The organism is Lichenicoccus roseus (genome assembly GCF_005844085.1).
In the GTDB taxonomy this organism is placed as follows: domain Bacteria; phylum Pseudomonadota; class Alphaproteobacteria; order Acetobacterales; family Acetobacteraceae; genus Lichenicoccus; species Lichenicoccus roseus.
In genome coordinates this window covers 169,459-195,913 of the sequence record NZ_VCDI01000005.1, presented here as the reverse complement: position 1 = coordinate 195,913, position 26,455 = coordinate 169,459, and the positions used below count along the sequence as shown (strand labels likewise).

Genomic DNA, 26,455 nt, shown 5'->3' with positions numbered 1-26,455 from the left:
CATGCAGGTCGAGCCGCTCGCCATTCGCGAAATCGTCCTGGTCACGCCCGCGCGTTTCTCCGACGAGCGCGGTTTCTTCTCCGAGACCTACAACCTGGCGCGCATGCGCGAGGCCGGCATCACGCCGGAGTTCGTGCAGGACAACCACAGCCTGTCGCGGCAGCGCGGCGTGGTGCGCGGCCTGCACTGCCAGGTGGCGCCGTATCCGCAGGGCAAGCTGGTGCGCTGCACGCGCGGCGCGATCTTCGATGTCGCCGTCGATATCCGTGCCGGGTCGGCGACCTATGGCAAATGGGTGGGCGCCGAGCTGTCGGAAGCGAACTGGTCGCAGCTCTGGATCCCGCCCGGCTTCCTGCACGGCTTCTGCACGCTGACCGAGGATACCGAGGTGCAATATAAGTGCACCGACGTCTGGAACCGCGAGTGCGAGCGCGCGGTGTCGTGGAACTCCGCCGAGATCGGCATCGAGTGGCCGATCGCGGAGCACGAGGCGGTACTGTCCGACAAGGACCGGCAGGCACCCGGGTTCGCCGAGGCCGCCGGCTGGTTCCGGCTGTGATGCGCCCGATCCTGGTCACCGGCGGCGGCGGCCAGCTCGCTGTCGCGCTGGCGAACCTCGGCGGCGGGCGGGTGCAGCGGGTCGGGCGCCCGGGGTTCGACTTCGATCGTCCCGAGACGCTGGCGGCCACGCTCCGGCAGGTCGAGCCTCGCATGGTGGTGAATGCTGCCGCCTGGACCGCGGTCGATGCGGCTGAAGCCGACGAGGCCGCTGCCGCCCGGGCCAACACCGACGGACCGGCACGGCTCGCCGGCCTGTGCGCGGAAGCCGGCATTCCGCTGATCCACGTTTCCACCGACTACGTGTTCGACGGCGACAAGGGCGCGCCCTACCTCGAGACCGATCCGACCAGCCCCACCGGCGCCTATGGGCGCACCAAGGCGGCGGGCGAGCAGGCGGTGCTGGCGTCCTGCCCGCAGGCAATCGTCCTGCGCACGTCCTGGGTCTATTCGGCGACCGGCCGCAACTTCGTGCGCACCATGGTCGAGGCCGGCGCGACCCGCCCGGTGCTGCGCGTGGTCGGCGACCAGCGCGGCTGTCCGACCAGCGCCGACGACCTCGCGGCCGCCATCCTGGCCATTGCCGAACGTCTCGACGAGACCGGCTGGCGGCCCGGCTACGGCGGCATCTTCCATGCCGCCGGCACCGGCGAGGCTACCTGGCACGGCCTCGCCATCGCCGCCCTGGAGGCGACCGGCAGGCCGATGCCGGAGGTGATTGCCATTCGCACCGAGGACTGGCCTACCCCGGCACGGCGGCCGGCCGATTCGCGACTCGACTGCAACCGCCTGGAGCATGTGTTCGGGATCAGGCTGCCGGACTGGCAGCCCAGTGTCGCCGGCACCGTGCGGCGCCTGCTGGCGGGAGTGACAGCGCCTCCGGGCTCCGATGCACGATAGCACCGTCCGGGCGCATCGTCCGGTCGCGATCCTGCTTTCGACCTACCAGGGCGCGGCCTTCCTGCGCGAGCAGCTCGCCAGCCTGGCGGCGCAGACCCATGCCGACTGGGTGCTCTACTGGCGAGACGACGGCTCTTGCGACGGATCGGCGTCAATCGTCGCCGAGTTCGCTCAGGAGGTCGGCGCCGGGCGGTGCCGGGCGGTGCCGGGCGACCGCCATGTCGGCATCACCGCCTCGTTCATGGTGCTGCTGCGCGCGGTCCCGCCCGGGCATGTGGTGGCGTTCGCCGACCAGGACGATGTCTGGTTGCCGGACAAGCTCGCCCGCGGCCTGGCCGGCATCGGCGATGCATCGTCCGGGCGCCCGGCGCTGTATTGCGCCCGGCAGCTGCTGGTCGACGATGCGCTGCAGACGATCGGTTTCTCGCCCTCGGTCCGGCACCTGCCGCACTTTCCGGCGGCCCTCGCGCAGAACCTCGCCACCGGCTGCACCATTCTGCTCAACCCGGCCGCGGCGGCGCTGGTGGCGGCGAGCCGTCCGCCGGACGACACGCTGCACGACTGGTGGTCCTACCTCATGGTCGGAGCCGCCGGCGGACGGCTGGTGGCCGATCCGGTTGCCGTGGTGCTCTACCGCCAGCACACGCAGAACGCCGTGGGTGCGCCGCGTTCGACGCTGCGACGCGCCAGGCTGGCGCTGCGGCGCGGGCCGGACAGCTTCATGCGCCTGTTTCGCCACCATGTCGCGGCCTTGCTGGACCAGCCGGTGCCGTTGCCGCGGCAGACGCTGGCGGACCTCGCGCGCATCGCCGCGGCCCTCGATCACGGCACGCCGGCCCGACTCCTGGCCCTGGCGCGGCTGGGCCGCCTGGTGCGCAGGACGTGGCCGGAGACGATGCTGTTCAGGCTATGGTTCCTGCTTGGGTAGAAGGAAGCGCCTGGATGAGTAGAAATGGTATCGCCCTGATCTGGGTGCTCGGGGGGGTGCTGGCCCTGCTGCTGATCTTTGCCGGGCCAAATCCGGTGGAGCTGGCGCTGCGCGAGGCGATCGACCGCACCGAACTGTTCCTCGATCGCCTGGGCGGCCCGACCATCGCGGTGGTGCGCGCCGTCGCGGTGGCGCTGTTCTGCGTGTTCCTCGCCCTGTGCGTGGTGGCGCTGCGGCGTGGCCAGGCGGCGATCGGCCTGGCCGTCGTCGTCTCGATCGTGTTCCTGCTGCTGGCCGGCTACGACTTCGCCTGGATCCTGTATCTGCGCCGCCCGCACTGGGTGCTGGCGCTGCTGGTCGCCCTGTTCGCGTCGCTGTCGATGACACGCCGGCTGATGGCCGGCGCCTCGCTCCCGGCAAGGCGGCCCCGGTAGCGCAGGACCGTCAGGCCGCCAGGCTGCGTCGCAACCGTTCCAGCGCAGCAGGCAGCCCGCGCACCTTCAGGACGCGGCCGGTCTCGTCGTATTCCTCCGACAGCACGCGGGCACTCTCGTAGACCTCGCCGATCAGGCCCTGCCTGGCGTAAGGCAGCACCAGCACGTCCTCGACCATCGCCGCCTCGAAGTAGGCGATGATGGTGTCGCGCAGCGCACTCACATCGGCGGGCACGTGCGCCGAGAGCATGATCGCATCGGGATGCCGCAGCCGCAGCGCCTCGCGGCCAGCCTCGTCGATCCGGTCCAGCTTGTTCAGCACCAGGCGGGACGGCACGCTGTCCGCCCCGATCTCGCGCAGCACGCCGCGGCTGACCTCGAGCTGGGCCTCGTAGGTCGGATCCGACGCATCGACCACGAACAGCAGCAGCGACGCTTCCAGCGCCTCGGCCAGCGTCGAGCGGAACGAGGCCACCAGGTCGTGCGGCAGCTGCTTGATGAAGCCGACGGTGTCGGACACCAGCACGCGCGGCCGGGTTTCCGGCTGCAGGATGCGAACGGTGGTGTCGAGGGTGGCGAACAGCTTGTCCTCGACCAGCACCTCGCTGCCGGTCAGCGCCCGCATCAGCGAGGACTTGCCGGCATTGGTGTAGCCGACCAGCGCCACCCGAAGCTGGTCGCGACGCGCCGAGCGGCGCTGGTCGCCGTCGCGCTGCACGGCTTCGAGTTGGTCCTTCAGCTCCGACAGCCGGTCGCGTATCTTGCGCCGGTCCAGCGCCAGCGTGCTCTCGCCGGCGCCCGGACCCTGCTGCCGCCCGCCGCCGCCGCCGGTCTCGCGCAGGCGAGGCGCCACGTATTTCAGCCGCGCCATCTCCACCTGCAGCTTCGCCTCGCGGGTCCTGGCATGGCGGTGGAAGATCTCGACGATGACACCGGTGCGGTCCAGCACCTCGGCGCCGGTCGCGCGCTCCAGGTTGCGTATCTGGCTCGGAGACAGCTCGTGGTCGACGATGACATAGCCCGGCCTGCGTGCGCCCTCCGCCTCGGGCTCGTCCGCGGTGACGGTGCCCGCCGCGCCTTCGAAGCGTTGCCTGGCCTTGGACTTTGGCGGGGGCGCCATCGAGCCGACGACACCGGAGCCGCCGGTCAGTGCCGCCAGTTCCGCCAGCTTGCCGCTCCCCAGCAGGGCGGCCCTGCCGGTACCCTCGCGGTGCTGCGACAGCGTGCCGACCACCTCGTAGCCAAGCGTCTTCACCAGGCGCCCGAGTTCCTCGAGGCTGGCCTGGTGCGCAACGTCATCGACGTCCGGGGTCTGTATGCCGACGAGGACGGCGAGCGGGGTGGGGGCTTTGGTCTCCATGCATGCTGATTAGCACAGCCGGCCGGCATCGCCTCGGCGGCGTCGCCAGGGCGTGAGAACCCGAAAAAGGTCCGGACCCAGCAGACTGACGACGATCGCCAGGAGGACACACACGATCCACCACCAGGCCATCTGCATGATGAACCATCCGGGGGTCGAGCGGCTCACGATGCCGTCCCACAGGACCAGCACGACCAATACGCCGGTCGACCGGAACACCAGTCGCGTCCTGTTCCCGGCCGCCACCCCGACGAGTGCCAGCAGCCCGGGCAGCACCAGCAGCAGCAGCGTCGCCCGGTAGCCGATGTTCTGGTGCCCGAAGAAGCAGCCCGCACAGAGCACCGCCCCCACCAGAAGCAGCGACCGGGGAGCGGGGTCGACCCGGTCGAGCATGTCCCGCAGCACCGGGTTGCGGCCGAACAGGATGGCGGCCAGCACGCAGCCGGCGGACATGATCGCAAGCATCGTCAAGCCCAGCTTCGCCATCACCGGACCGACGGCACCCAGGGTGAGGTACACGCCGGCGGCATCCCGGATCCTCGGGTGGTCGAACCACAACGGCACCCCGAACGGCAGGCTCCGCGCGCCGAACATGTCGCCGAACGGCGAGCTCGCCATGTTGGCGCCGATCCTGGAGAGCTCAGCGTGGAAGAAGGCGACGAACGCCAGCAACACGACGGCGCACAGGCCGCCAGCAACCCAGGCCCGCCGCCGGTCTTCGCGGACGACCAGTGCAAGCAGGGTAAGCGGATAGAACTTCAACAACCCTACGCAGAGGATCAATGCGTAGCCGATGCTCCGCAATGTCGCCGTTCGCATCGACAGATAAGCGAACAGCACGGCGGCGGCGAACATGAGCAGATCGGTGTTGCCGCGCTCCATCGCGAGCATCGTCGCCCAGGAGAGCACCGCGCCGACGGCCACGATCACGCCGAACGCCCCTCGCACGTCCCACGGCATCCGGAACAAGGCAAAGAGGAACATGCCGTCGACGGCGAGACCGAACACCGGAGTTGCGCTGCCGGACCAGGCCAGGAAGGGCAACCGCAGCCAGAGTGGCGAATAGTCGAGCGTCCGCCCGAGCGGGTCGCAGGGGTTGCGTGCATACACGTCGATGCCCTGCCGCCAGCATTCCACCTGCGCCGTCACGAAGCGCGTATCGAGGAATGGCTGCGGGAACGGATGCACATGGACGCTGTCCAGGATGGCGACATAGAGCGGCCTGTCGGTGGCGAACAGGACGGCGAACATCAGGAACGCGAGGGTCGCGAGTCCCGGAACGAGATGACGCCGCATGAGGGGCAGGACGCCGCGCGGGCGAGGCGCTACCACCGGATGCTGCCCGGCTGGATCGGCAGGCCCAGACCCGCCTCGTCCTGCATGAGATGCGAGCCGTTCGGCAGGCATGATCCGTCACGGTGCAGCAAGCACGCTCCATGGAGGCACCGGACAAGCCTGTAGCTGGTCGGGAGGTAGGCGAGCACGCCTTCATCCACGAGCAGGGCGTCGAAGCCGGACGCTGCCGTCGCGAAGTCGGCGGGAGCGCGCAGCAAGTACAGCGGAACGTCGCGGTCCAGCAGACTGTAGCCGCCCGTCCAGATCCACCATTGCTGCTCGCCGACGTACAGCGCCAGACCGCACAACCCCGGGACCTGACGGGCCTGTCGCATCAGGCTTGGCAGGCTCGCGTGGTCCCGTCGGAGCGACTTGTAGCCGCTGAAGAGCGTCGTCACGCACATCGCCACGATCGCGAGCGCAGCCCACGAAGCCGGCGGGATGCGGGACCGGTTCGGGCCAGAGCGCGGCCCGGGGCGAGCGAGCAGCATCGCGCCGCCGATCCCCGCCACCACCAGGATGAGCGGCACCGTCCCGGCGATGAAGCTGAACTCCTTGTGCGCTATCACGCTGTGCGAGAAAATCACCGCCGCCACGACGAGGCCGGCAAGCCTGGCTTTCCGGACACCTGCCACGAAACACGCCGCAAGCGGCAGCAGGGCAGCTCCCCAGTACTGAACCATCTCGAACAGGTAGAACGCCGGCGAGGATCTCCCGAACAGGTCGGCACGATGTTCGACAAGATTGACCTCGAGGTTCTTCCAGATCGACTGCAGCGGCGCACCGAGGGTCATCGTGTCCAGCACGGCCTGTCCCGCCAGCGGCAGGGCTGCGCCCAGCAGCATGACCGCGCCGCGCCGGCGTCCGTCCGTCAGCCAGGCGGCCACCAGCACGACGGCGACGCCGGGGATCAGCTGGAAGCGCAGGATGGTGGCGAACCCGAGCAGCAGGCCGATGCCGCAAGGCTCCCATGACGATGCCTGCCGGCCCCCTGCCCAGGCCCGCCGCAGCATGACGCTGGCCAGCATGGTGCCGATCGCCAGCAGGTTCCCGGCCTGCGATTCCGAAAGCGTGTGCGAGCCGTCCAGCACGGTATCGGGCCAGAAGGCGGTCAGCACCCCGCAGAACAGCGCGCCGGTGCGGCCCGCGAAGGCCTGCCCGCACCGGACGGCAACCGCGACGACGGCGAGCGACAGTGTCGCGAACACGCCTTGCACCACCAGGGTGGAATGGCCGAGGCCGACCCATGCGCTCGCCTGCATGATCGCCGCGATCAGCCCCGGCAGCAGCCAGGACCGGATCCCCTCATGCCATTCCCAGGTGATCACGCCGTGGCCTGTCAGCAGGCGATGCGCCGGCTCCAGCGCCTGGAACACCTCGTCCGGCCGAATGTAGAAGGGACCAACGAAGAGAAAGACCAGCCGGGCCAGCAGGGCTGCGAGCAGCAGCGGAAGCATCGACGTGCCGCGGGGCGATACGCTCCCGCCACCTCTTGCAGCAGGTGCCGACCGGTTCGACGAGAAATCCAGAACTTCCGCCATGCCAACCCCCGCCGCCCGGAGCGGCCTGTCTAGGGCAGGGCAGCAGGCTGGCAAACCTCTCAGAGGCGGCTGATCAACCGGCCTCTTCCCGGGTCAGCTCCGCCATCTCGACCATCGCCGCCTTGGCGCTGACCGCCGGCAGCGGCGCCTCGGGCTGCGTGCGTGCCGGCACCGCGTGCAGCCGGCGGGTCAGCAGGAAGGCGGTGATCACCGCCAGGGTGCCGAACACGACGCCGCCGGCCGCCTGGCCGAACAGCACCCCGCGTGGGCCGTACTGCATGCCGATCAGCACGAACGGGATGGTGCCGAGTGTCGCGCGGCCCCAGTTGAACAGCGTCGAGCACAGCGGATAGCCGAGGTTGTTGAACGCCGCGTTGGCGACGAACAGCGCGCCGATGAACAGGAAGCTCGCCACCGTCCAGCTGCAGAACAGGTGCAGCAGCATCGCCATGTCGCCGGTGGCCGAGAACAGCGCGACCAGCTCGTTCTGCAGCAGGGCGAGTGCCGCCCACATCGCCAGCACGCAGGTGAGCACCAGCAGCAGGGCGCAGCGCAGGGCATCGCGCACGCGGGGGAACTGCCGGGCGCCCAGGTTCTGCGCCATGATCGGCCCGACCGAGCCGGTGAGGGCGAAGATGAAGGCGAACGCGACCGGGATGATGCGGTCGATGGTCGCCTGGCCGGACACCGCGCCGAGCCCGAACTTCGCCATCACATGGGTGGTGTAGGCGCTGCCGACCGGGGTCGCGAGATTGGTCAGCGCCGCCGGGAAGCCGATATTGAGCACCGGCCATGCATGTGTCGCGAGTTGCCGCCATCGCGGGCGTTGCAGGAAATCGTGGTGCCGCACGGCGAGCAGGCCGAGGCCCGCGGTGGTGGCGCGCGACACCACCGTGCTGATGGCCGCGCCCTCCAGGCCGAGATGCAGGCCGAAGATCAGCACCGGGTCCAGGCAGGCCAGCAGCAGGGCGCTCCACAGCGTGACCGTCATCGAGCGGCGCGCATCGCCGACCGAGCGCAGCAGCGCCGAGCAGCCCATGCCGAGCGCGATCAGCGGAAGGAACGGCGAGATGATGGAGAGATTGCGTGTCGCCGCCGCCAGCACCTCGCCGCGCGCGCCCAGGGCATGCAGCAGCGGACCCAACAGCAGCACCGTGCCCAGACCTATGCCGAGCATGACTCCCACCATGACGGTCAGCGCCGCCGAGGCGATCTGCCGTGCCTCGCCGACGTCGCCGGCGCCGATCCTGCGCGATACCGCGGCGCCGAGGCCGATCGAGAGACCGATCGAGACCGCCATCTGCAGGTAGGACACCGCGCCGATGAACCCGATCGCAGCAGTCAGCGAGGGGTCGTGCAGCATGGAGATATAGAGAAGGTTGAGCAGGTCGACGGAGAAGACGGCGAGCAGGCCGACCGAGCCGGTGCCGGCCATGACGCAGGTATGGCGAAAAATGGAGCCGGAGCAGAAGCGTGCCGGTCTTGGGCGCACAGGTCTGGGCGCGGGGGCGGGCTTGGAGCGAATCACCGCGTCAATGTAGGGGTTCGCCAGGCCGATTGAGAGTGGAAATGCGTTCCATTGCGCCGGCTCATCGATCGGGTTGCCAACCACAGGCGCCCAGCGCCGCGATCATGTGCGGCGGCGGCGGTGCGACGGCGGCGACCGGCGGGTTGAGCGGAAGCGTAAGGCGGCGTGCCAGCAGCTGCATCGGACCGGGCGCGGCGCTGCCATAGAGAGTGTCGCCAAGGATCGGGCAGCCGAGGCTGGCGCAATGCACGCGGGCCTGGTGGGTGCGTCCGGACAACAGCTCGAGTTCGAGCCAGCTCGTCGTGTCCGTCCGGCCCAGCACGGTGTAGCGGGTGCGAGCCGGCAGGCCGTCGGGTGCCGCGATCATCCGCCAGCCGGACCCCGCCCGGCTTTGCTTGTGCAGCGGCAGGTCGATCGTTCCTGCTGGTGTGGCGGGCACCCCCGAGACAACCGCCCAGTAGGTCTTGCCGGCGCGTCCTTCGGCGAAGCATGTCTGCGCGGCATGCAGCGCCGCACGCCGGAGCGCGATCAGCAGGCAGCCGCTGGTGTCGGCGTCGAGCCGGTGCGCCAGCCACGGACCATCGCGCCGGCGTGACAGCAACCCGAACCAGTCCTCGACCGAAGGCCCGCCGCCGGGCCCGGGATGCACCTTCAGCCCGGCCGGCTTGTCCAGGACGACGAAGCGCGTGTCCGAGAACAGCAGAGTGGGCGCGGGGATCAGCGGGCGGGGCGCTCCAGGTCCGGCAGGAACAGGGCGAGCGCCCCGATGGCGGGCAGGAAGGCGCAGACCTCGTAGACGGTGTCGATGCCGGCACGGTCCGCCAGCACGCCGAGGAGGGCCGCACCCAGGCCACCCATGCCAAAGGCGAGGCCGAAGAACAGGCCCGACACCATGCCGACGCGTCCCGGCAGCAGTTCGGTGGCATAGACCAGGATGGCGGAGAAGGCCGAGGACAGCACCAGGCCGATGACCACGCTCAGCGCGATCGTCCAGCCGAAGCCGACATGCGGCAACGCCAGCGTGAACGGCAGCACGCCGAGGATCGAACCCCAGATGACGTACTTGCGGCCGATGCGGTCGCCGATCGGGCCGCCTGCGAAGGTGCCGGCGGCGGTGGCACCGAGGAAGACGAACAGCTCGATCTGAGCGCTCTGCGCCGACACCCCGAAACGGTGCATCAGGTAGAAGATGTAGTAGCTGCCGATGCTGGCGAGGTAGAAATACTTCGAGAACACCAGCGCGATCAGCATTGCCAGGGCGCTGCCGGTCTGGCGCCGGGTCAGGCCGGTGGCGTGCGGGACCGTGGTCTTGCGGGCGATGCGGGTCTGCTGCGAGTACCAGCGCCCGATCGCCGCGAGCAGCGCCACGCCCAGCAGGGCCAGCAGGCAGAACCAGGCCAGGCTGGCGCGGCCGTTCGGCAGCACCATGAAGGCGGCCAGCAGCGGGCCGAGCGAGGTGCCGAAATTGCCGCCGACCTGGAACACCGATTGCGCGAACCCGTGCCGGCCACCCGACGCCAGCCGGGCGATCCGCGATGCCTCGGGATGGAAGATCGACGAGCCGACGCCGAGCAGGGCGGCACCGCCGAGCAGGTGCGCGTAGCTGCCGGCCAGCGCCAGGATCAGCAGCCCGGTCATCGAGAAGCTCATGCCGACGGCCAGCGACCAGGGCAACGGCTTGCGGTCGGTGAACTGCCCGACCAGCGGCTGCAGCAACGAGGCGGTGATCTGGTAGGTCAGGGTCAGCAGGCCGATCTGGCTGAACGACAGGTGGAAGCCGCCCTTCAGCAGGGGATAGATCGCCGTCAGCAGCGACTGCACGGTGTCGTTGAGCATGTGGCACAGGCTGATGGTGCCGAGCACCAGGCCGGCGCCCCCCTGGCTGCGAGCGGGCGCGCGGAGCGGCACCTGCCGGTCGGTGATGCTCTGGCTCATGGCTGCTCCTTCTGCCGCTCCTACCGCTCTACGCCGGGGGCGCGCACCCGATAAAGTGCAACTCCGCGAGATTGATGCATGGCAGCATCCCGTTGCGACCCCGGGGGCTGGATTTCCCGCCTGCCAGCCTGTAGCGGCATGGGTCGATGTCGAGTGCGATCAGCGAAGACCCGCGTCCCCCGGCCCCGGATATCTCCGCTCCGGTGCGGCCCGACGGTCTGCACGGCGCCGCCCGGCAGCGCGCCATGCTGGCGATCGCGCTGTCGGTGCTGCTCTCGACGCTCGACTACGCGGTCGCCAACGTCGCCCTGCCGACCATCGCCCACGACATCCATTGCAGCGCCGCAGACTCGATCTGGGTCATCAACGGCTACCAGCTCGCCACCCTGATCGGCCTGCTGCCGCTCGCCTCGCTGGGTGAGATCCGCGGCCAGGACCGCATCTGCCGTATCGGGCTGGTGGTGTTCATCATCGCCTCCGCGCTGTGCGCCGCGTCCGACAGCCTGCCGCAGCTGGCCGGCGCGCGGGTGCTGCAGGGGCTGGGGGGCGCCTGCATCATGAGCGTGAACGCCTCCCTGGTGCGCGCCATCTACCCGCAGTCGCTGCTCGGCAAGGGGATCGCGCTGAACGGCCTGGTGGTGGCGCTCGGCGTGGCGCTGGGCCCGACCATCGCGTCGGCCGTGCTGTCGGTGGCGAGCTGGCGCTGGATCTTCCTGATCAACCTGCCTCTTGGCGGCGCCGCGCTGCTGTTCGCCTCCACCAGCCTGCCGCGCACGCCACGCAGCGCCCGCCGATTCGACCTCGCCAGCGCCGCGCTGAGCATGCTGGCGCTTGGTCCGCTGTTCCTCGGCCTCGACCGCTTCGCGCATCACGGCGCCATCGGGCTATCGCTGGTGCTGGTCGCCCTGGGCGCCGCCTGCCTGGCCTGGCTGGTGCGTCGCCAGCTCAGCATTGCCGAGCCGCTGCTGCCGGTCGACCTGCTGCGGCTGGGCGAGTTCCGCAGCGCGTTCACCGTCGGCGTGCTCGGCTTCGTCTCGTCGAACTTCTTCATCATCGCGATGCCGTTCTTCTTCGAGGCCAGCCTGCACCGCTCCGCCGTGCAGACCGGGTTGCTGATCACCCCCTGGCCGCTCGCCATCGTCGCGATCTCGCCGCTGGTGGGCCGTCTGGCCGATCGCCATTCCGCGGGCCTCCTGTCGAGCGTCGGCCTGCTGATCACCGCCACCGGCTTCACCCTGCTGTGGCAGATGCCGTCGAACCCGAGCGATTTCGACATCGCCTGGCGTATCGCGCTCGCCGGCAGCGGCTTCGGACTGTTCCAGGCGCCGAACAACCGCGCCATGCTGACGGCCGCCCCCATGCGCCGCTCCGGCGGCGCCAGCGGCATGATCCCGGTGGCGCGCCTGCTCGGCCAGACCATCGGCGCTATGCTGGTGGCTCTGGTGTTCGGCCTGCTGCCGTACGAAAGTGCGCGGCACTGCCTGGCGTTCGGTGCGTTGGTCGGGCTTACCGGAGCGCTGCTGAGCGCGCGCCGGCTGTTGCCGCCGCGCCGCCCGCAGCCGGTCGCCGGCTGATCCGGCAGGCGGCAAGATATCGAAGGAGAGCCCATGTCGCAGCCCGACGAGCAACTTGTGGAGCGCCTGTTCCGCTATCTCGCCATCACCAGCCAGAGCGACGCCCGGGCGGAAACCCTGCCGAGCACGCCGGGCCAGCGTGTGCTTGCCGACCTGCTGGCGTCCGAGCTTGCCGGGCTGGGATTGGACAACATCCATATCGACGCCAACGGCGTGCTGACCGCGCTGCGGCGCGGCAGCGTGCCGCACGCCCCCTGCATCGGCTTCGTGGCGCATCTCGACACCGTCGATGTCGGGTTGTCGCCGGATATCCATCCGCAGCGCCTGCGCTGGGAAGGACGCGACCTCTGCCTGAATGCGGCGCAGGACATCTGGCTGCTCGCGGCCGAGCATCCCGAGCTGGCACCCTACGTCGGCGAGGAGGTCGTCTTCGGCGACGGCACCAGCGTGCTGGGCGCCGACAACAAGGCGGCGATCGCCACGGTGATGACGCTGCTGGACCGGCTGCGCGACACCGGGCTTCCGGTCGGCGACATCGCGGTCGCCTTCGTGCCGGACGAGGAGATCGGCCTGCGCGGCGCCAAGGTGATGGAGCTCGCGCGGTTTCCGGCCCGCTACGCCTTCACCATCGACAGCTGCGAGCGTGGCGAGCTGGTATGGGAAACCTTCAATGCCGCAAAGGCCACCATCGCCATCACCGGGGTGACGGCGCATCCGATGTCCGCCAAGGGGGTGATGGTGAACCCGGTGCGGGTGGCGGCCGACCTGATCGCGCAGTTCGACCCGCTGCAGACCCCGGAACACACCGACCTGCGTGACGGCTACTGGTGGTTCAACCAGGTCGAGGCCGGTTCTGCCGAGGCGCGGCTGCAGATCTCGATCCGCGATTTCGACACCGAGAAGTTCGCGGCGCGCAAGCGGCATGTCGGGACGGCAGTGGAGACGGTCAGGGCGCTGCATCCGCGCGCCCGGATCGAGTGCCTCATCGAGGACCAGTACGGCAACATCGCAGCAGCGCTCGGCGACGACCGCAGCTGCATCGAGCTGGTCGAGGCCGCATTCGCGGAGATCGGCATCGCGCCGAAGGTGATCGCCATGCGCGGCGGCACCGACGGCTCGGCGTTGTCCGCGCGCGGCATACCGACGCCGAACTACTTCACCGGCGCGCTCAACTTCCACTCGCGCTACGAATTCCTGCCGATCAGCGCGTTCCGCGACGCCTACCGGGTGACCGAGCGGATCGTCACGCTGGCCGGTGCGCGCACCACCCCAGCAGCCAGGGCGGCCTGAACCATGGACCTTCAACTTACCGGCAAGCGCGCCCTGATCACCGGGGCATCGAAGGGCATCGGCCTCGCCACCGCGCTTGTGCTCGCCGAGGAGGGCTGCGACCTGGTGCTGGTGTCGCGGGACGCCAGCACGCTCGCCGCCGCCGCCGACACGGTGCGGGCGCGCCGGCAGGTGGGCGTGGAAATCATCGCCGCCGACCTCTCGCACCATGCCGAGGTGGAGCGTGTGGCCGCCGAGGCAGGCGTCCTCGACCTGCTGGTCAACAATGCCGGCGCGATCCCGGCCGGCACCCTGCAGTCGGTCGACGATGCGACCTGGCGGGCGGCCTGGGACCTCAAGGTGTTCGGCTATATCGGCCTGACCCGGGCGCTGTACCCGCGCCTCGCGGAACGGCGCGGCGTGGTGGTCAACGTGATCGGCGCGGCGGGCGAGTATTTCGACCCGAACTACATCACCGGCAGTGCCGGCAATGCAGCGCTGATGGCATTCACCCGCAGCCTCGGCAAGGCGGCGCCGAAGGACGGCATGCGGGTGGTCGGCATCAATCCCGGTCCGGTCGGCACCGGCCGCATCGAGACGCTGCTGCGGGCGCGGGCGCAACGCGAGTTCGGCGACGAGGGGCGCTGGCAGGACTACTACAAGTCGATGGCGTTCGGCCGTCCGGCCACCCCGGAGGAGATCGCCAGCGCCGTCGCCTTCCTGGCCTCGCCGCGTTCCGGCTACACCACCGGCACCATCCTCACCATCGACGGCGGGCCTTGAGCGCCGTCTGGCCTGCGGGCTGACAGCAGTACATAGTCCGGCCACCGCGAGCAGGAGATCGTCATGGACGTGCAGACCATCGACCAGTCCTACCAGCAGCTGCAGGCGCAGTCGCAGCAGACCGTGCAGGCGCTGCAGACGCTCGGCAACAAGCTTCAGGTGGCTGCCCAGGGTGGCGACCAGCAGGCGCGCGAGTGGCTGCTCGACCTGCGCGAACTGGCGCTGTCGTTCCGCTCCGAGCAGGACCAGGTCAGCAACCTGCTGCAGGCTCTGCACGGCTTCGTCGCCAACCAGGGCCAGATGCAGCAATCCCCGCCGCCGCAGCAGGGCAACTGGGGCCAGGGCCCGAACTTCACCCCGCAGCCGGGCTATTCGCAGCAGCAGCCGACCTACGGTGGCCAGCCGGCCGGCTTCATGGGCGGCGCGGCAGGCGGTGCGCCGGGTGGTGGCATGATCGGCAACTTCCTCAATTCCGGCTTCGGCCGCGCCATCGAGATGGGTGCCGGCTTCGGCATCGGCGACGAGCTGATCAACAAGATCTTCTAGAACCACCCCGCGGTGGCTGGGCAAGAGCCTCCCGAAGCCTGCAGGGTCTTGATCTCGAGCGTTGGGGACGAATGCGGCTGCTGCTGAGCCGGGATGTTGCGGCCCTGTCCGGCCTATGGCTGATCGTGACCGCCTGCAACCTCTTCAAGCCCTACACGATCGACGATACCGCCCACCTGATCATCGCGGACTGGATCCTCCACCATCCGCTCCACCCGATGAGCGGCCCGCTCAACTGGAACGGAACCGTCGAGCCGATCCACGCGACCAACCAGCCGCATCTCTATTTCTATATCCTTGCATTCTGGGAGAAGTTGTTCGGCGCCAGCGAGATCGCGCTGCATGGGATGCAATCGTTGTTTTCCGGCGGCTGCATCGTCCTGTTCCACTGGATCGCAAGGCGACTGGCACCTTCGTGCGCGGTCTGGCTGACCGCCATGCTGGCGCTCGATCCGGCCTTCATCGTTAGCCAGAACCTGATGGTCGACGTTCCGCTGCTCTCCTGCTGGCTCGGCTTCTTCGCCTGCCTGATCCGGATCGTGCCCGCCGAGCGCCAGCATCGCCGCTACCTTCTCGCGGCATCGGCTTGCTCCGCGGCCATCCTCGTCAAGTACAGCAGCCTCGTGCTCATCCCGATCCTGCTGATGTCGCTCGTCCTGGAACGTCGTCTCCGGCAGGCCTGGTGCCTGGCGGTGCCGCTGGCCGTCCTCGGCGCCTGGTCGCTTTTCAACCTCCACGACTATGGCGGCATTCATCTGCAGACGGCGCTGCACGCTTCGGTCGATAGCTACGACGCCGCCGGGCCGCACGACACGTCGGGCCAACTGCTCCGGACTGCCCTGTGGAAGCTGGCAAAAGGCGCCCGATCCTGGAGCATCGGCGTGGGTGCCTTGAGCTGCTTCGGTATCTTCGCGCTGGCGCAGGCCTGCCCCCGCGCCGCCAACATGATCTACGCCCTGTGCCTCGGTGGCCTGCTCGCCTTCGTCCTGGTGGTCGAGACCGGATATCTCCCCACCGCGCGCTCGGACGACCTGCTGCCGGCCGGTTTCCTGCTGAGCGGGCTTCTCGTGCTGCCGTGCGTGTTGCGGCCACGACGCGATCCCGCGATGATCTATCTCCAGGCGTGGATCGTCCTGACAAGCCTGTTCTATATTCTCACGTCGCCCTTCATCGCCGCGCGACACGTGCTGCTCGTCCTGCCGCCGATATCCCTGCTGGTCGCCGTCGCCGGGCCGATCCCGGGATATGCGAAATCGTTCGGCCTCTCCGCCACCGTCCTCGTCTCCGCCGGGCTATGTCTGTCGGACTTTCGCCTGGCCGACTTCTACAGGAGCGAGGCCGCGACCGTCCGGGCCATGCTTCCCGCCGGCGCCGAGATCTGGACGGTCGGGCATTGGGGCTGGCAGTATTACGCTACAAGGAACGGTATCCGGGAACTCGATCTCGGCGCCGGGCAGAATGAAACCGTTGCGCGCTGTGCGACCGCAGTGGGCATATCCCGGGATAAAGTTGCCGGCCTGCTGAACAACACAACCACCAGGCTGCCGGACATCTGCCTGCGTCTCCGCTCGCGCTTTCCCGACGCATCGCAGCCTCGACCGGGCGAATACCTGATCGTCCCGCTCCAAGTTGCCCATGAGTGGCCGACCTATCTCAGGCTGCGGCCGGTGCGGAAAATCCTGTCCCGTCTGTCGCCGGCCGATCCACTCTGCACCGGCCGGGCAGCACGCTTCTATAACTACGGGAACTGGCGTGGGCCGTGGTCGATCAGCACGGACTGCAACCAGGAGATCGATATCTTCCAGGTCCTGAAGTGACCCTCGAGTACGATCCCCGAGCAACGCCCGGCTTCCCGGAACCGCCGCGACAGTTGGGGAGTACAGCATCATGAGCGATGTCCGGATCGGCGAGCAGGACGGGATCGTCGAGATCAGGCTGAACCGCGCTGCCAAGAAGAATGCCGTCACCGGCGCCATGTATGACGCGATGACCGACGCCCTGGACCAGGCGGACAGGTCGGCCTCTTCACGTGTCGTACTGTTCTCCGCCGAGGGCGACAGTTTCAGCGCCGGTAATGATCTTGCAGACTTCCCGTCGCTGACCGGCGACTTCGCGCAGGCTCCGGCAACCCGCTTCATCCACGCCCTGGCCCGCTTCGACAAACCCATGATCGCCGCCGTGCAGGGCCTCGCTGTCGGCATCGGCGCCACGATGCTGCTGCATTGCGACCTCGTCTATGCGGCCCCGCAGGCGTGCCTCCTGATGCCGTTCGTGGATCTCGGTCTCGTGCCGGAAGCGGGGTCGAGCGCCATGCTGCCTGCCCGTATCGGCTACCAGCGTGCGGCGGCGCTGCTGCTGCTCGGCGAGCGGATGACCGCGGAGCAGGCCGTGGCAGCTGGCCTGGTCAATCAAGTCATGCCGGCCGAAATGCTGCACGACCACGCGCGCGGGAAGGCCCGGACGCTGGCGGCAAAACCGCCCGGTGCGTTGGCTGCCGCACGTCGGTTGATGCGCGGCGACCGGACCTTGCTCGAAGCCCGCATGCAGCAGGAGCAGATGGAATTCGCGACCGCGGTCCGCTCGGCGGAAGCGTTGCAGGCTTTCAAGGACTTCCTGGAACGGCGACAGGTCGGTTCGAAACATCCATGAGGTTTCGAGACCGCAGCGACACGGCTACCCTCTGACGGAGGCTGCGACCTGACGCTCGATCTCCGCCAACTCGCGCAGCGTCTCGGTGATGGCGTCCTTCATGCCGCTCAGGTGGACGATCCGCTTGCGGACCGCCGTCAGCAGGCGGCGCTGCTGCTCATGGTGTCCCGGATCGACATCATACAGGTCCAGGAACTCCTTGATGTCGCGGAGCGTGAAGCCGAGCCGCTTGCCGCGCAGGATGAGCTGGAGCCGGGCGCGGTCGCGATGGGTGTAGATGCGTGCGCCGCCCGCGCGCGACGGGTTGATCAGGCCCTTGTCCTCGTAGAACCGCAACGCGCGCGCGGTCACGCCAAGCGCGCTGGCCAGTTCGGTGACCGTGTAGAGCCGTGTCGCCGCGGCGTTGCGGATGACCTGGTCAGGCATCCGCGAACCCGCGTGCCTCGGCGGCGGCGGCCCGGTATTCCCGCAGCAGCCGGTCCACCAGGGTGCCGGCCGGGCCGATGGCGGAGATCGCGCCGATGCCTTGTCCGCAGCCCCAGATGTCGCGCCAGGCGGTGGCGGCGCCACTCACCTTCAGGCCTTCCCCGGACGGGCGGGGCAGGTTGTCCGGATCGTATCCGGCGCCGCGTATCGAACCGGTCAGGTAGTTGCCGTGCACGCCGGTGAACAGGTCGGAATAGACGATATCCGCAGCGCTGCTCTCGACCACCATCCGCTTGTAGCCGTCGGCGGCGTTGGCCTCGTCGGTGGCGATGAAGGGCGAGCCGATCGACACCATGTCGGCGCCAAGGATGCGGGCGGCCAGGATGGCGCGTCCGCTGGCGATGGCGCCGGCGAGCACGATCGGCCCGTCGAACCATTGCCTCGTCTCGGCGAGCAGGGCGAAGGGCGACTGCACGCCGGCATGGCCGCCGGCGCCGGCGGCGACCAGGATCAGACCATCCGCCCCGGCTTCGATCGCGCGGTGGGCGTGGCGCTGGTTGGTGACGTCGTGCAGCACCAGCCCGCCCGCCTCGTGTACCGCATGGTTCACCTCAGGCTGCACGCCGAGCGAGGTGATCACCAGCCGCACCCGCCGGCGCACGACGGTGGCGAGATCGGCATCGAGACGCTCGTTGGTCCGGTGCACGATCAGGTTGACCCCGACCGGGCCGGTCGGGTGACCGGGATGCGTGCCGGCCTGCGCCGCGTTCTCGTCGGCGATCCGGTCGAGCCATTCGTCGAGCGCATCCGGACCGCGTGCGTTCATGGCCGGGAATGAGCCCACGATCCCGGCCTGGCATTGCGCCGCCACCAGCGCCGGGTTCGAGACGATATACATCGGCGCCCCCAGTACCGGCAGGCGCAGGCCGGCGACGAGGTCGTGCAATGCGCTAGCCAGGGTGTCCGGCCCCGGTCAGGTGGCGACGCAGACGGTCCCCGGTATCGCCCGGCGGCACGCCGTCACGCGGCTTCACGATCTTGAACACCCCGGTGCCGCGCACCACCGGCTCGCCGTCGGCGCGCAGCAGGGCGGAGGCGAACACCATGCCGCGGGTGACGCGGTCGATCTCCGGCCGCGCCTCGACCCAGGTACCGAGCAGGGCCGGCGCCAGGTAGTTCAGCGACAGGCTGATGGTCGGCAGGATCTGGGCAGGCAGCGGGCGCGCGAACAAAGCGGCCATGCAGAGGTGCACGTCGACGAAGGTCGCAAGCATGCCGCCGTGGCAGGTGTTGTTCGGGTTCAGGTGGCGGCGCTCGACGCGGAAGCCGCCTAGCAGCGTGTCGCCATCGGGCTTCACCCACAGCGGTCCCCACTGGTCGTTGAAACCCGCCTCGCCGACCGGAGGCAGCGGCACGAAGCCGGGCGGGACATCCGCCATCTCGAACCCGTCGCTCATTCCGCGCGCAACGCCGAAGCCAGCTGGAGTGCGAGCGTCATGTCGCCCTGCACCTTCAGCTGGCCGGTCATGTAGGCCATGGTGGCGTTCAGCCGGCCCTCCATCAGCCGCTCGAGATTGTCCGCCGACAGGCTGATCCGGCAGTCCGACGGACCTTCCTCGTTGCCGACGGTGGTCCCCTCGAGATGGATCAGCCCGGTATCCCCGAGGTCGAGCAGCACCGGCCGCGACAGTCCGTCGCTCTTCTCCGCGGTCGCGCGCACCCGCGCAGTCAGTTCATCGAGATCGGGCAAGCGCTGGCTCCTTCAGAAAGCGGCGTCCTCGAGCGCCATGGTGGACTGCTTGCCCGACTTGATGGCCAGGAACAAGGCAGTCGCCTGCGGCAGGATGCGGTCGATGAAGAACTGCGCGGAACCGAGCTTGGCCTTGTAGAAGCCGGCATCGGGACCAGCATCGCTGACCTTCGCATGCGCGACCTTGGCCGAGCGGACGAACATGTAGCCCATCGCCACCAGCCCGAGCAGGCGCAGGTAGTCGGTGGCCGCGGCGCCGGCTTCCTCGGGATCCTTCAGCCCGGACTGCGCGATCTGCCCGGTAGCCAGCTGCAGCGCACCGAACGCCCGCTCCAGATGCTCGACCATGCCGCCGACGCCGGGGTCCTTGCGATTGGCCTCGATGAACTCCGACACCGGATGGAAGAAGTACCGCAGCGAGCGGCCCATGTGCGCCGGCATCTTGCGGCCCACCAGGTCGAGCGCCTGGATGCCGTTGGTGCCCTCGTAGAGCATGGCGATGCGGGCATCGCGGGCGAACTGCTCGACGCCATGCTCGCGTATGTAGCCATGGCCGCCATAGACCTGGATGCCGAGGCTGGCCGCCTCGAAGCCGAGATCGGTGAACAGCGCCTTCACCACCGGCGTCATCAGCGCCACGAAATCCGCCGCCGCAGTACGCGCCGCCTCGGTCTCGGCATGACGCGACAGGTCGACCGCCTGCGACACCCACAGCCCGACCGCGCGGCAGCCCTCGGCGCTGGTGCGCATTGTCATCAGCATGCGACGCACGTCGGGATGCACGATGATCGGGTCGGCGGCGAGGTCGGGACGCCTGGCGCCCGCGAGCGACCGGCCCTGCAGGCGGTCCTTCGCATACGCCGCCGCGGACTGGTAGGCGACCGAGGCGATGCCCAGTCCCTGGATGCCGACGCCCAGCCGCTCCTCGTTCATCATGGTGAACATGCCCTGCATGCCCTTGTGGGGCGCGCCGACCAGCCAACCCTTCGCATCGTCGAAGGCGATCTGGCAGGTGGCCGAAGCCTTCAGGCCCATCTTGTGCTCGATGCCGGTGCACGCGACGCCGTTGCGCTCGCCCGGCGTGCCGTCCTCGCGTGGCAGGAACTTCGGCACCAGGAACAGGCTGATGCCCTTGATGCCGGCCGGCGCATCCGGCAGCCGCGCCAGCACCAGGTGGACGATGTTCTCGGTGAGGTCGTGCTCACCGGCCGAGATGAAGATCTTGGCGCCGTTCAGCCGGTAGCTGCCATCCTCCTCCGGCACGGCGCGGGTGCGCAGCAGGCCGAGATCGGTGCCGCAGTGGCTCTCCGTCAGGCACATGGTGCCGGACCAGATGCCCTCGATCATCTTCGGCAGGTAGAGATCGCGCAGCTCCGGCGAGCCGTGTGCGGCCAGCGCCTTGACCGCCCCGTAGGTGAGGCCCGGATACAGGCTGAAGGATAGGTTGCCGGCGCACATCATCTCCTGCACCAGCGTGTTCACGCTCTCCGGCAGCCCCTGGCCGCCGTAGTCGGGATCGCCGGCGACCGAGGCCCACCCGCCATCGCGGAAGGTGGCGTATGCCTCGCGAAATCCCCTGGGCGTGCGCACGACGCCGTTCTCGGCGACACAGCCCTCGATGTCGCCGGACGCGTTCAGCGGCAGCAGGACCTCGGTGGCGATCTTCGCCGCTTCCTCGAGGACGCTGTCGATCGTGTCGGCATTGAGGTCGGCAAACGCAGGCAGCGCCGTGAGGGCGTCCAGGCCATGCAGTTCGTAGAGATTGAAGCGCATGTCGCGTAGCGGGGCTTGATAGGTCTGCATCGGGTCGCTCCGTTTGACCGGAAGAAATATTCAGTTGCGCAGCGGCTTGCCGGTTTCCAGCGTGTGCTGGATGCGGTCCAGCGTCGGGCCGGTGCGGATCAGGCGCATGAAGGCTTTTCGCTCCAGCGCCAGCAGGTCCTTCTCGGTGACCGTATCCACGTAATCGGCATTGCCGCCGGTCAGCACCTCGGCGAGGCCATCCGCCACCACCAGGTCGTGCGCCGAGGCGATGCCCTGGCGATGGTACCCCTGGGCCGCGAGGCTCATGGCGAGCCGTCCGCCGGCGCCGGGCAGCCTGAACTCCGGCGGCTTCGGCGGGGTGTAGTCCTCGGCCAGCGCGAGCGCACGGGTGCGTGCGTCGAACAGCAGCCGGTCTCGATTCATCGTGATGCCGTCGGTCTCGCGCAGGAACCGCAGCGATTTCGCTTCCGCCGCCGATTTCGACACGGTGGCGACGCTGACGGTCTCGAACACCTTGCCCGGTGCCGGCATCGGCCCGTGCGGCGCGCCCGGAGCATCGCGCCAGCGCTGCAGCATCTCGCCGCAACCGCCCCATCCCGGCACAAGTCCGACGCCGCACTCGACCAGGCCGATATAGCTTTCGGCATGCGCCTGCACCGCGTCGGCGTGCAGCGTGACCTCGCAGCCGCCGCCGAGTGCGAGGCCGGCGGTCGCGGCGACCACCGGGAAGGGCGCGTATTTCATCGCCTTCAGGGTGCGCTGGCCGGTGCTGACCAGCTTCTCGATCTCGCCCCAGGCCGCGATGTTGCAGGCGAACAGCGCGAGTCCGAGATTGGCGCCGGCGGAGAAGTTGGTGGCGTCGCTGTAGATCACCAGCGCGCGGAACCGCTGCTTCACGACGTCCAGGCTCTTTTCGAGCAGCTTGAGGATCGGCTCGTCGATCGCGTTCATCTTCGAGCTGAACTCGAAGCACGCGATGCCGTCACCGATGTCCCACAGCGCCGCCGAGCCGTTGCGCAGCTCCGGTTCGCGGGTACGCTTGATGTCGGCCAGCAGCAGCACGCCGGGCTCGCGCGGCACCGCGCGATATGCCCCGTCCGTGCCAAGGAACTGCGTCTCGCCGTCCACCACCCTGTAGAAGGTGCCCTCGCCGGCCTGCCTCAGCAGGGCGGGTACTTTCTGTCCGTCCTGCTCCAGCCGGGCGGCGACCGCCTTCGGCCCGAGCGCGTCGAGCAGCTCGAACGGACCCTGCTTCCAGTTGAAGCCGAGGCGCATGGCGGCATCCACCGCCACGATGTCGTCGGCGATTGCCGGCACCAGGCTCGCGGCATAGGCAAGCGTCGCGCCCATCACCGTCCAGGCATATCGGCCGAGCTTGTCCGTCGAAGCGATCAGCGCCTTCGGGCTGCGCGACAGCTCGGTGGGAACGGTCGCCTTGGACGAGGCGCCGTAGTCGCCGGTCACCAGGCCGATCGACTCCTTCACCCGGCCGGCGGTCTTGTTGATCCGGTAGAAGCCGCCGCGACCCTTCCGGCCGGTGTAGCCGTCGGCAATCATCCTGCTGAGCAGCGGAGATTCGCGCAGCGCGGCGAGGAACGCATCGTCCGCCGGCAGCGACGCCTTCATGCTGGCATTGATGTGCGGCATCAGGTCGAGCCCGACCAAGTCGAGCAGCCCGAATACCCCGGTCTTGGGGATGCCGAATGGCCGGCCCATGACCGCGTCGGCCTCCTCGACGGTGAGGCCGAGATCGACCGCCGCATTGACGCCGTGCTGCAGCCAGAAGGTGCCGATGCGGTTGGCGATGAAGCCCGGCGTGTCCTTGGCGCGCACCACCGTCTTGCCGAGCCGGTGGTCGGAGAATTGCGCGATGCGCTCCACGAGATCCGCATCGGTGTGCGGGCTGGCCACGATCTCCAGCAGCCGCATGTAGCGCGGTGGGTTGAAGAAATGCGTGATCATGAAGTCGCGTCGCAGCGCTTCGGGCAGGCCCTCGATCAGCTGCGCCAACGGGATCGTCGAGGTGTTCGAGCTGATCGCGGTGCCCGGCCGGCGCACCGCGTCGAGGCGGCGATACAGCGCCTGCTTGGCATCGAGCCGTTCGACGATGGCCTCGATCACCCAGTCGCATTCAACGACGCGGCCGAGATCGTCCTCGATGTTGCCGGCCTCGACCAGCTTCGCGGCAGCAGGTGACATGAACGGCGCCGGGTCGGTCTTCAGCATGCGCGCGATTGCCGCGCGGGCGACGCCGCTGCGGTCCGCACCCTCGTCCTTCGGCAGGATATCGAGCAGCAGCACGCGCACGCCGGCATTCGCAACCTGGGCCGCGATCGCGGCCCCCATGACGCCGGCGCCGATGACGCAGACGCGCTTCATCGTGGCACTCGCCATCACACGCGCTCCAGCAGCGTCGCGATCCCCTGGCCACCGCCGATGCACTGCGTCGCCAGTGCATAGCGGCCGCCGTCGCGTGCCAGCAGCTGCGCCGCCTTGCCGACGATGCGCGCGCCGGTCGCCCCCAGCGGGTGGCCGAGCGCGATCGCGCCGCCATCGATGTTGAGCGCCTCGTCACGCACGCCGATCTCGCCGGCGCAGGCGATCGCCTGGCTGGCAAAGGCCTCGTTCAGCTCGACCACGTCCAGCTCGGATGCCTTTACGCCGCCGCGCTCCAGAGCCTTGCGGCTTGCCAGGATCGGACCGAGGCCCATGACTTCCGGCGCACAGCCGGAGATCGCGATGCTGCGCAGCCGCGCCATCATGCGCAGGTTGTTCCGCACCGCATACTGCTCGGTGCAGACCAGCACGGCGCTGGCGCCGTCGGTCAGCGGCGAGGCGGTGCCGGCGGTGACGGTGCCGTTGACCTGGAATGACGGCTTGAGACCGGCCAGTCCCTCGGCGGTGCTCTCCGGACGCAGGCAGCCATCGGTATCGACAGTGCCCCCCTTGCTGACGATCGGCACGATCTCGTCCGCAAGGCGGCCGTTCGAGCGCGCCTCCGCGGCCTTGCGCTGCGAGGCGAGGGCGAACTTCTCCTGCATCTCGCGGCTGATCTCGTAGCGCCTGGCCACGTTCTCGGCGGTGTCGCCCATGCCGATATAGGCCGGCGCCTTGGCGGCGAGCTCCGGGTTCGGCAGCGGGTTGAAGCCCTGCATCGGCACCCGGCTCATGCTCTCGACGCCGGCTGCGATGAACACCTCGCCGGCGCCGAGGGCGATCGCGCCCGCCGCCATGTGCACCGACTGCATCGAGGAGCCGCAGAAGCGGTTGACGGTGACGCCGCCGACCGACTGCGGCAGGTCGGCGAGCAGCCCGATCAGGCGCGCGACATTCATGCCCTGCTCACCCTCCGGGAAGGCGCAACCGACGATCAGGTCCTCGATATCTTCCGGCTTGACCCCGGTCCGCTCGACCAGGCCGCGCACCACCTGGGCCGCGAGATCGTCCGGCCGTACCCGGGCGAGGGCGCCCTTGCCGGCGAAGTGGAACGGTGAACGCGCATAGCCTGCAATGACGATGGGCTGCATCAAGGTTGCCTCTCCTGGCTGAGCGTCCCGGCCTGCCGCGACCGAGCCTGGCACGCGCACGGCGGTGCCTTCCGTATACGTCAAGTATAAGTCCTGGATCTACCACCGGGTGCCGATCGAGGCAACCTTCGGGCGACCCTCGAACCTGGATAGGCCCGATTTGTGCGGCGCACTCAACAGGGAGCTGCCTGACCTATGCGTCAGGCCGCCGACACCCTGTCACAACAGGAAGTATTTGCATCTTAATATCGTTTTCATCATTTTCTCTCATGTTGGACCCGTAATGAGGCAGCGTCGATGAAACCGTATCTCCTTGCCGGGGGCGTCAGCCTGGCGTGCCTCCTCACCGCCGGCGGCAGCGCCACGGCGGCCGGCTTCTACCTGCAGGACCAGTCGATCCTCGGCGGCGGGCGCGCCTACTCCGGCGAGGCCGCCGACATGGGCGCGCAATCCATGTGGTACAACCCGGCCAGCATCGCCGGCATCGCGCAGTCGCAATCCTATGCCGGTGTCGCCGGCATCATCGTGAACTCGGATGCCTACAACCACGGCTCCACCCTCACCAACCCGTTCGCCGGCACCCTGCCGGCCGGCGGCGACAACCATGTGAGCAACCCGGTGCAGAACGGCGTGCTGCCGAGCGGCGCATTCGCCTGGCGCTTCAGCGACCAGTGGTCGCTCGGCATCGACTCCACCGCACCGTTCAACTTCGTCACCCAGTATCCGACCCAGAGCTGGACCCGCTACGCCGCGCAGACGTCGCGGCTCACCACCATCGACCTGCAGCCGACCATCGGCTGGCGGCCGTTCCGCTGGCTCGGCATCGGCATCGGCCCGAACGTCGAATACACCCTCGCGGCACTCAGCAACGCGCTGCCGAACCTGGTTCCGGGCTCGCCGGACGGCCAGCAGACCCTGCACGGCAACAGCTGGGATGTCGGGTACAATGTCGGCGTCCAGCTGCACATCACCGACCGGCTGACCTTCGGTGCTGCCTACCGTTCCAAGATCCAGCACAACCTCAGCGGCAAGCTGGATATCGAGGGGCTTGGCGGACCGCTGGCGGCGGAGAACGGCCGGTCCGACGCCGGCGCCCACTTCACCACGCCCTGGGCCGCCACCTTCGGCCTGCGCTGGCAGGCGACCGACCGGCTGGCGCTGAACGCTCAGGCGGTACGGCAGGGTTGGAGCGTGTTCGATGCGGTGTATGTCACCAGCCCGACCGTCACGCAGACCGCCGAGAACTACCACGACACGCTGAATGGTGCCTTCGGGGCGGATTTCGCGGTGACGCCGCGCTGGACCATGCGCGGCGGCATCCAGTACGACCCGACACCGACCTCGGGCGACAACCGCGATCCGCGCGTGCCGGACGGCAATCGCTGGGTATTCGCACTCGGAACCTCGGTGAAGGCGACCTCCAGCCTCACCATCGATGCGAGCGTGAACTATATCGACTTCCAGAATTCCCGCATCAGCCGCGACGCCGGCGCCTATGCGGGGACACCGGTCGCGACGCCGGTCGATCTGCAGGGCGAACTGACCGCCAGCGCCTGGGTCATCGGTCTCGGCACCCGTATGTTCTTCTGAAACCTGCTCCGCTAGGCTCGCCCGGAACTGCGATCAAAAAAATTTCCGGGCGGGACGG

At 69.0% G+C, this 26,455-nt stretch carries 24 protein-coding genes; 11 read left to right on the top strand and 13 right to left on the bottom strand.

The genetic code is table 11. The features are described 5' to 3' along the window. Position 1: 1 nt before the first annotated feature. From rfbC to FE263_RS15060, 4 genes are read left to right on the top strand one after another with little or no spacing between them, the layout of a single operon-like run. Positions 2 to 559 (top strand): dTDP-4-dehydrorhamnose 3,5-epimerase, encoded by a 558-nt coding sequence (gene rfbC, locus FE263_RS15075; protein WP_138326856.1) that lies wholly within the window; start codon positions 2 to 4, stop codon positions 557 to 559. Next, entirely contained in the window at positions 559 to 1,458 is a 900-nt protein-coding gene (rfbD, locus tag FE263_RS15070) for a dTDP-4-dehydrorhamnose reductase (RefSeq protein ID WP_138326855.1), read from the top strand. Before rfbC ends, rfbD begins: the two co-directional genes overlap by 1 nt. Next, positions 1,448 to 2,386, top strand: coding sequence for a glycosyltransferase (locus tag FE263_RS15065; protein WP_138326854.1), 939 nt, complete (start codon positions 1,448 to 1,450; stop codon positions 2,384 to 2,386). The genes rfbD and FE263_RS15065 overlap by 11 nt, the downstream gene beginning before the upstream one ends. A 14-nt stretch (positions 2,387 to 2,400) precedes the next feature. Further along, positions 2,401 to 2,820, top strand: coding sequence for a hypothetical protein (locus tag FE263_RS15060; RefSeq protein WP_138326853.1), 420 nt, complete (start codon positions 2,401 to 2,403; stop codon positions 2,818 to 2,820). 10 nt (positions 2,821 to 2,830) lie between these two features. On the opposite strand, the gene hflX is transcribed toward FE263_RS15060, so the two are convergent. The 6 genes from hflX to FE263_RS15030 all read right to left on the bottom strand — a co-directional run bounded on the left by hflX (position 2,831) and on the right by FE263_RS15030 (position 10,519). Beyond that, entirely contained in the window at positions 2,831 to 4,180 is a 1,350-nt protein-coding gene (gene hflX, locus FE263_RS15055) for a GTPase HflX (RefSeq protein WP_138326852.1), read from the bottom strand. A 9-nt stretch (positions 4,181 to 4,189) separates the two neighbouring features. Next, positions 4,190 to 5,512, bottom strand: a complete 1,323-nt coding sequence (locus FE263_RS15050) for a hypothetical protein (RefSeq protein WP_138326851.1) — start codon at positions 5,510 to 5,512, stop codon at positions 4,190 to 4,192. Then, positions 5,506 to 6,972, bottom strand: a complete 1,467-nt coding sequence (locus FE263_RS15045) for a glycosyltransferase family protein (protein ID WP_171034124.1) — start codon at positions 6,970 to 6,972, stop codon at positions 5,506 to 5,508. Before FE263_RS15045 ends, FE263_RS15050 begins: the two co-directional genes overlap by 7 nt. A gap of 157 nt (positions 6,973 to 7,129) precedes the next feature. Beyond that, entirely contained in the window at positions 7,130 to 8,491 is a 1,362-nt protein-coding gene (locus FE263_RS15040) for an MATE family efflux transporter (RefSeq protein ID WP_138326849.1), read from the bottom strand. A gap of 154 nt (positions 8,492 to 8,645) precedes the next feature. Beyond that, a complete protein-coding gene (locus FE263_RS15035; RefSeq protein ID WP_408886201.1) occupies positions 8,646 to 9,305 on the bottom strand; it encodes an RluA family pseudouridine synthase in 660 nt (219 codons plus the stop codon). Next, complete coding sequence (locus FE263_RS15030) at positions 9,302 to 10,519, bottom strand: MFS transporter (RefSeq protein ID WP_138326848.1); 1,218 nt, start codon at positions 10,517 to 10,519, stop codon at positions 9,302 to 9,304. The genes FE263_RS15035 and FE263_RS15030 overlap by 4 nt, the downstream gene beginning before the upstream one ends. A 146-nt stretch (positions 10,520 to 10,665) precedes the next feature. On the opposite strand from FE263_RS15030, the gene FE263_RS15025 reads away from it, so the two are divergent. From FE263_RS15025 to FE263_RS15000, 6 genes are all read left to right on the top strand, one after another. Then, positions 10,666 to 12,093: an MFS transporter gene (locus FE263_RS15025; protein WP_138326847.1), complete on the top strand. Its 1,428-nt coding sequence runs from the start codon at positions 10,666 to 10,668 to the stop codon at positions 12,091 to 12,093. 33 nt (positions 12,094 to 12,126) lie between these two features. After that, entirely contained in the window at positions 12,127 to 13,383 is a 1,257-nt protein-coding gene (gene pepT / locus FE263_RS15020; protein WP_138326846.1) for a peptidase T, read from the top strand. 3 nt (positions 13,384 to 13,386) lie between these two features. Beyond that, positions 13,387 to 14,145: an SDR family oxidoreductase gene (locus tag FE263_RS15015; protein WP_138326845.1), complete on the top strand. Its 759-nt coding sequence runs from the start codon at positions 13,387 to 13,389 to the stop codon at positions 14,143 to 14,145. A 63-nt stretch (positions 14,146 to 14,208) separates the two neighbouring features. After that, positions 14,209 to 14,691, top strand: a complete 483-nt coding sequence (locus FE263_RS15010) for a hypothetical protein (protein WP_138326844.1) — start codon at positions 14,209 to 14,211, stop codon at positions 14,689 to 14,691. 71 nt (positions 14,692 to 14,762) lie between these two features. Then, the gene (locus tag FE263_RS15005; protein WP_138326843.1) at positions 14,763 to 16,508 is read left to right on the top strand and encodes an ArnT family glycosyltransferase; all 1,746 of its coding nucleotides are present in this window, start codon (positions 14,763 to 14,765) and stop codon (positions 16,506 to 16,508) included. Positions 16,509 to 16,578: 70 nt separating this feature from the next. Beyond that, entirely contained in the window at positions 16,579 to 17,340 is a 762-nt protein-coding gene (locus tag FE263_RS15000; protein WP_138326842.1) for an enoyl-CoA hydratase-related protein, read from the top strand. A gap of 24 nt (positions 17,341 to 17,364) precedes the next feature. Here the strand turns inward: FE263_RS15000 and FE263_RS14995 are convergent, their stop codons facing one another. From FE263_RS14995 to FE263_RS14965, 7 genes are read right to left on the bottom strand one after another with little or no spacing between them, the layout of a single operon-like run. Then, on the bottom strand, positions 17,365 to 17,766 hold the full coding sequence (locus tag FE263_RS14995) for a MerR family transcriptional regulator (RefSeq protein WP_138326841.1): 402 nt from the start codon (positions 17,764 to 17,766) through the stop codon (positions 17,365 to 17,367). After that, on the bottom strand, positions 17,759 to 18,712 hold the full coding sequence (locus FE263_RS14990) for an NAD(P)H-dependent flavin oxidoreductase (protein ID WP_138326840.1): 954 nt from the start codon (positions 18,710 to 18,712) through the stop codon (positions 17,759 to 17,761). Before FE263_RS14990 ends, FE263_RS14995 begins: the two co-directional genes overlap by 8 nt. Positions 18,713 to 18,716: 4 nt before the next feature. After that, positions 18,717 to 19,223 carry a PaaI family thioesterase gene (locus FE263_RS14985; RefSeq protein ID WP_138326839.1) on the bottom strand — a complete coding sequence of 169 codons (507 nt, stop codon included), beginning with the start codon at positions 19,221 to 19,223 and terminating at the stop codon, positions 18,717 to 18,719. Then, positions 19,220 to 19,516, bottom strand: a complete 297-nt coding sequence (locus FE263_RS14980; protein WP_138326838.1) for an SCP2 sterol-binding domain-containing protein — start codon at positions 19,514 to 19,516, stop codon at positions 19,220 to 19,222. The genes FE263_RS14985 and FE263_RS14980 overlap by 4 nt, the downstream gene beginning before the upstream one ends. Positions 19,517 to 19,528: 12 nt before the next feature. Further along, a complete protein-coding gene (locus FE263_RS14975) occupies positions 19,529 to 21,319 on the bottom strand; it encodes an acyl-CoA dehydrogenase C-terminal domain-containing protein (protein ID WP_138326837.1) in 1,791 nt (596 codons plus the stop codon). Positions 21,320 to 21,349: 30 nt separating this feature from the next. Continuing rightward, positions 21,350 to 23,674, bottom strand: coding sequence for a 3-hydroxyacyl-CoA dehydrogenase/enoyl-CoA hydratase family protein (locus FE263_RS14970; protein ID WP_138326836.1), 2,325 nt, complete (start codon positions 23,672 to 23,674; stop codon positions 21,350 to 21,352). After that, positions 23,674 to 24,807, bottom strand: coding sequence for a thiolase family protein (locus tag FE263_RS14965; protein WP_138326835.1), 1,134 nt, complete (start codon positions 24,805 to 24,807; stop codon positions 23,674 to 23,676). Before FE263_RS14965 ends, FE263_RS14970 begins: the two co-directional genes overlap by 1 nt. Positions 24,808 to 25,104: 297 nt before the next feature. On the opposite strand from FE263_RS14965, the gene FE263_RS14960 reads away from it, so the two are divergent. Next, positions 25,105 to 26,397 (top strand): OmpP1/FadL family transporter, encoded by a 1,293-nt coding sequence (locus tag FE263_RS14960; protein ID WP_138326834.1) that lies wholly within the window; start codon positions 25,105 to 25,107, stop codon positions 26,395 to 26,397. Positions 26,398 to 26,455 lie beyond the last annotated feature (58 nt).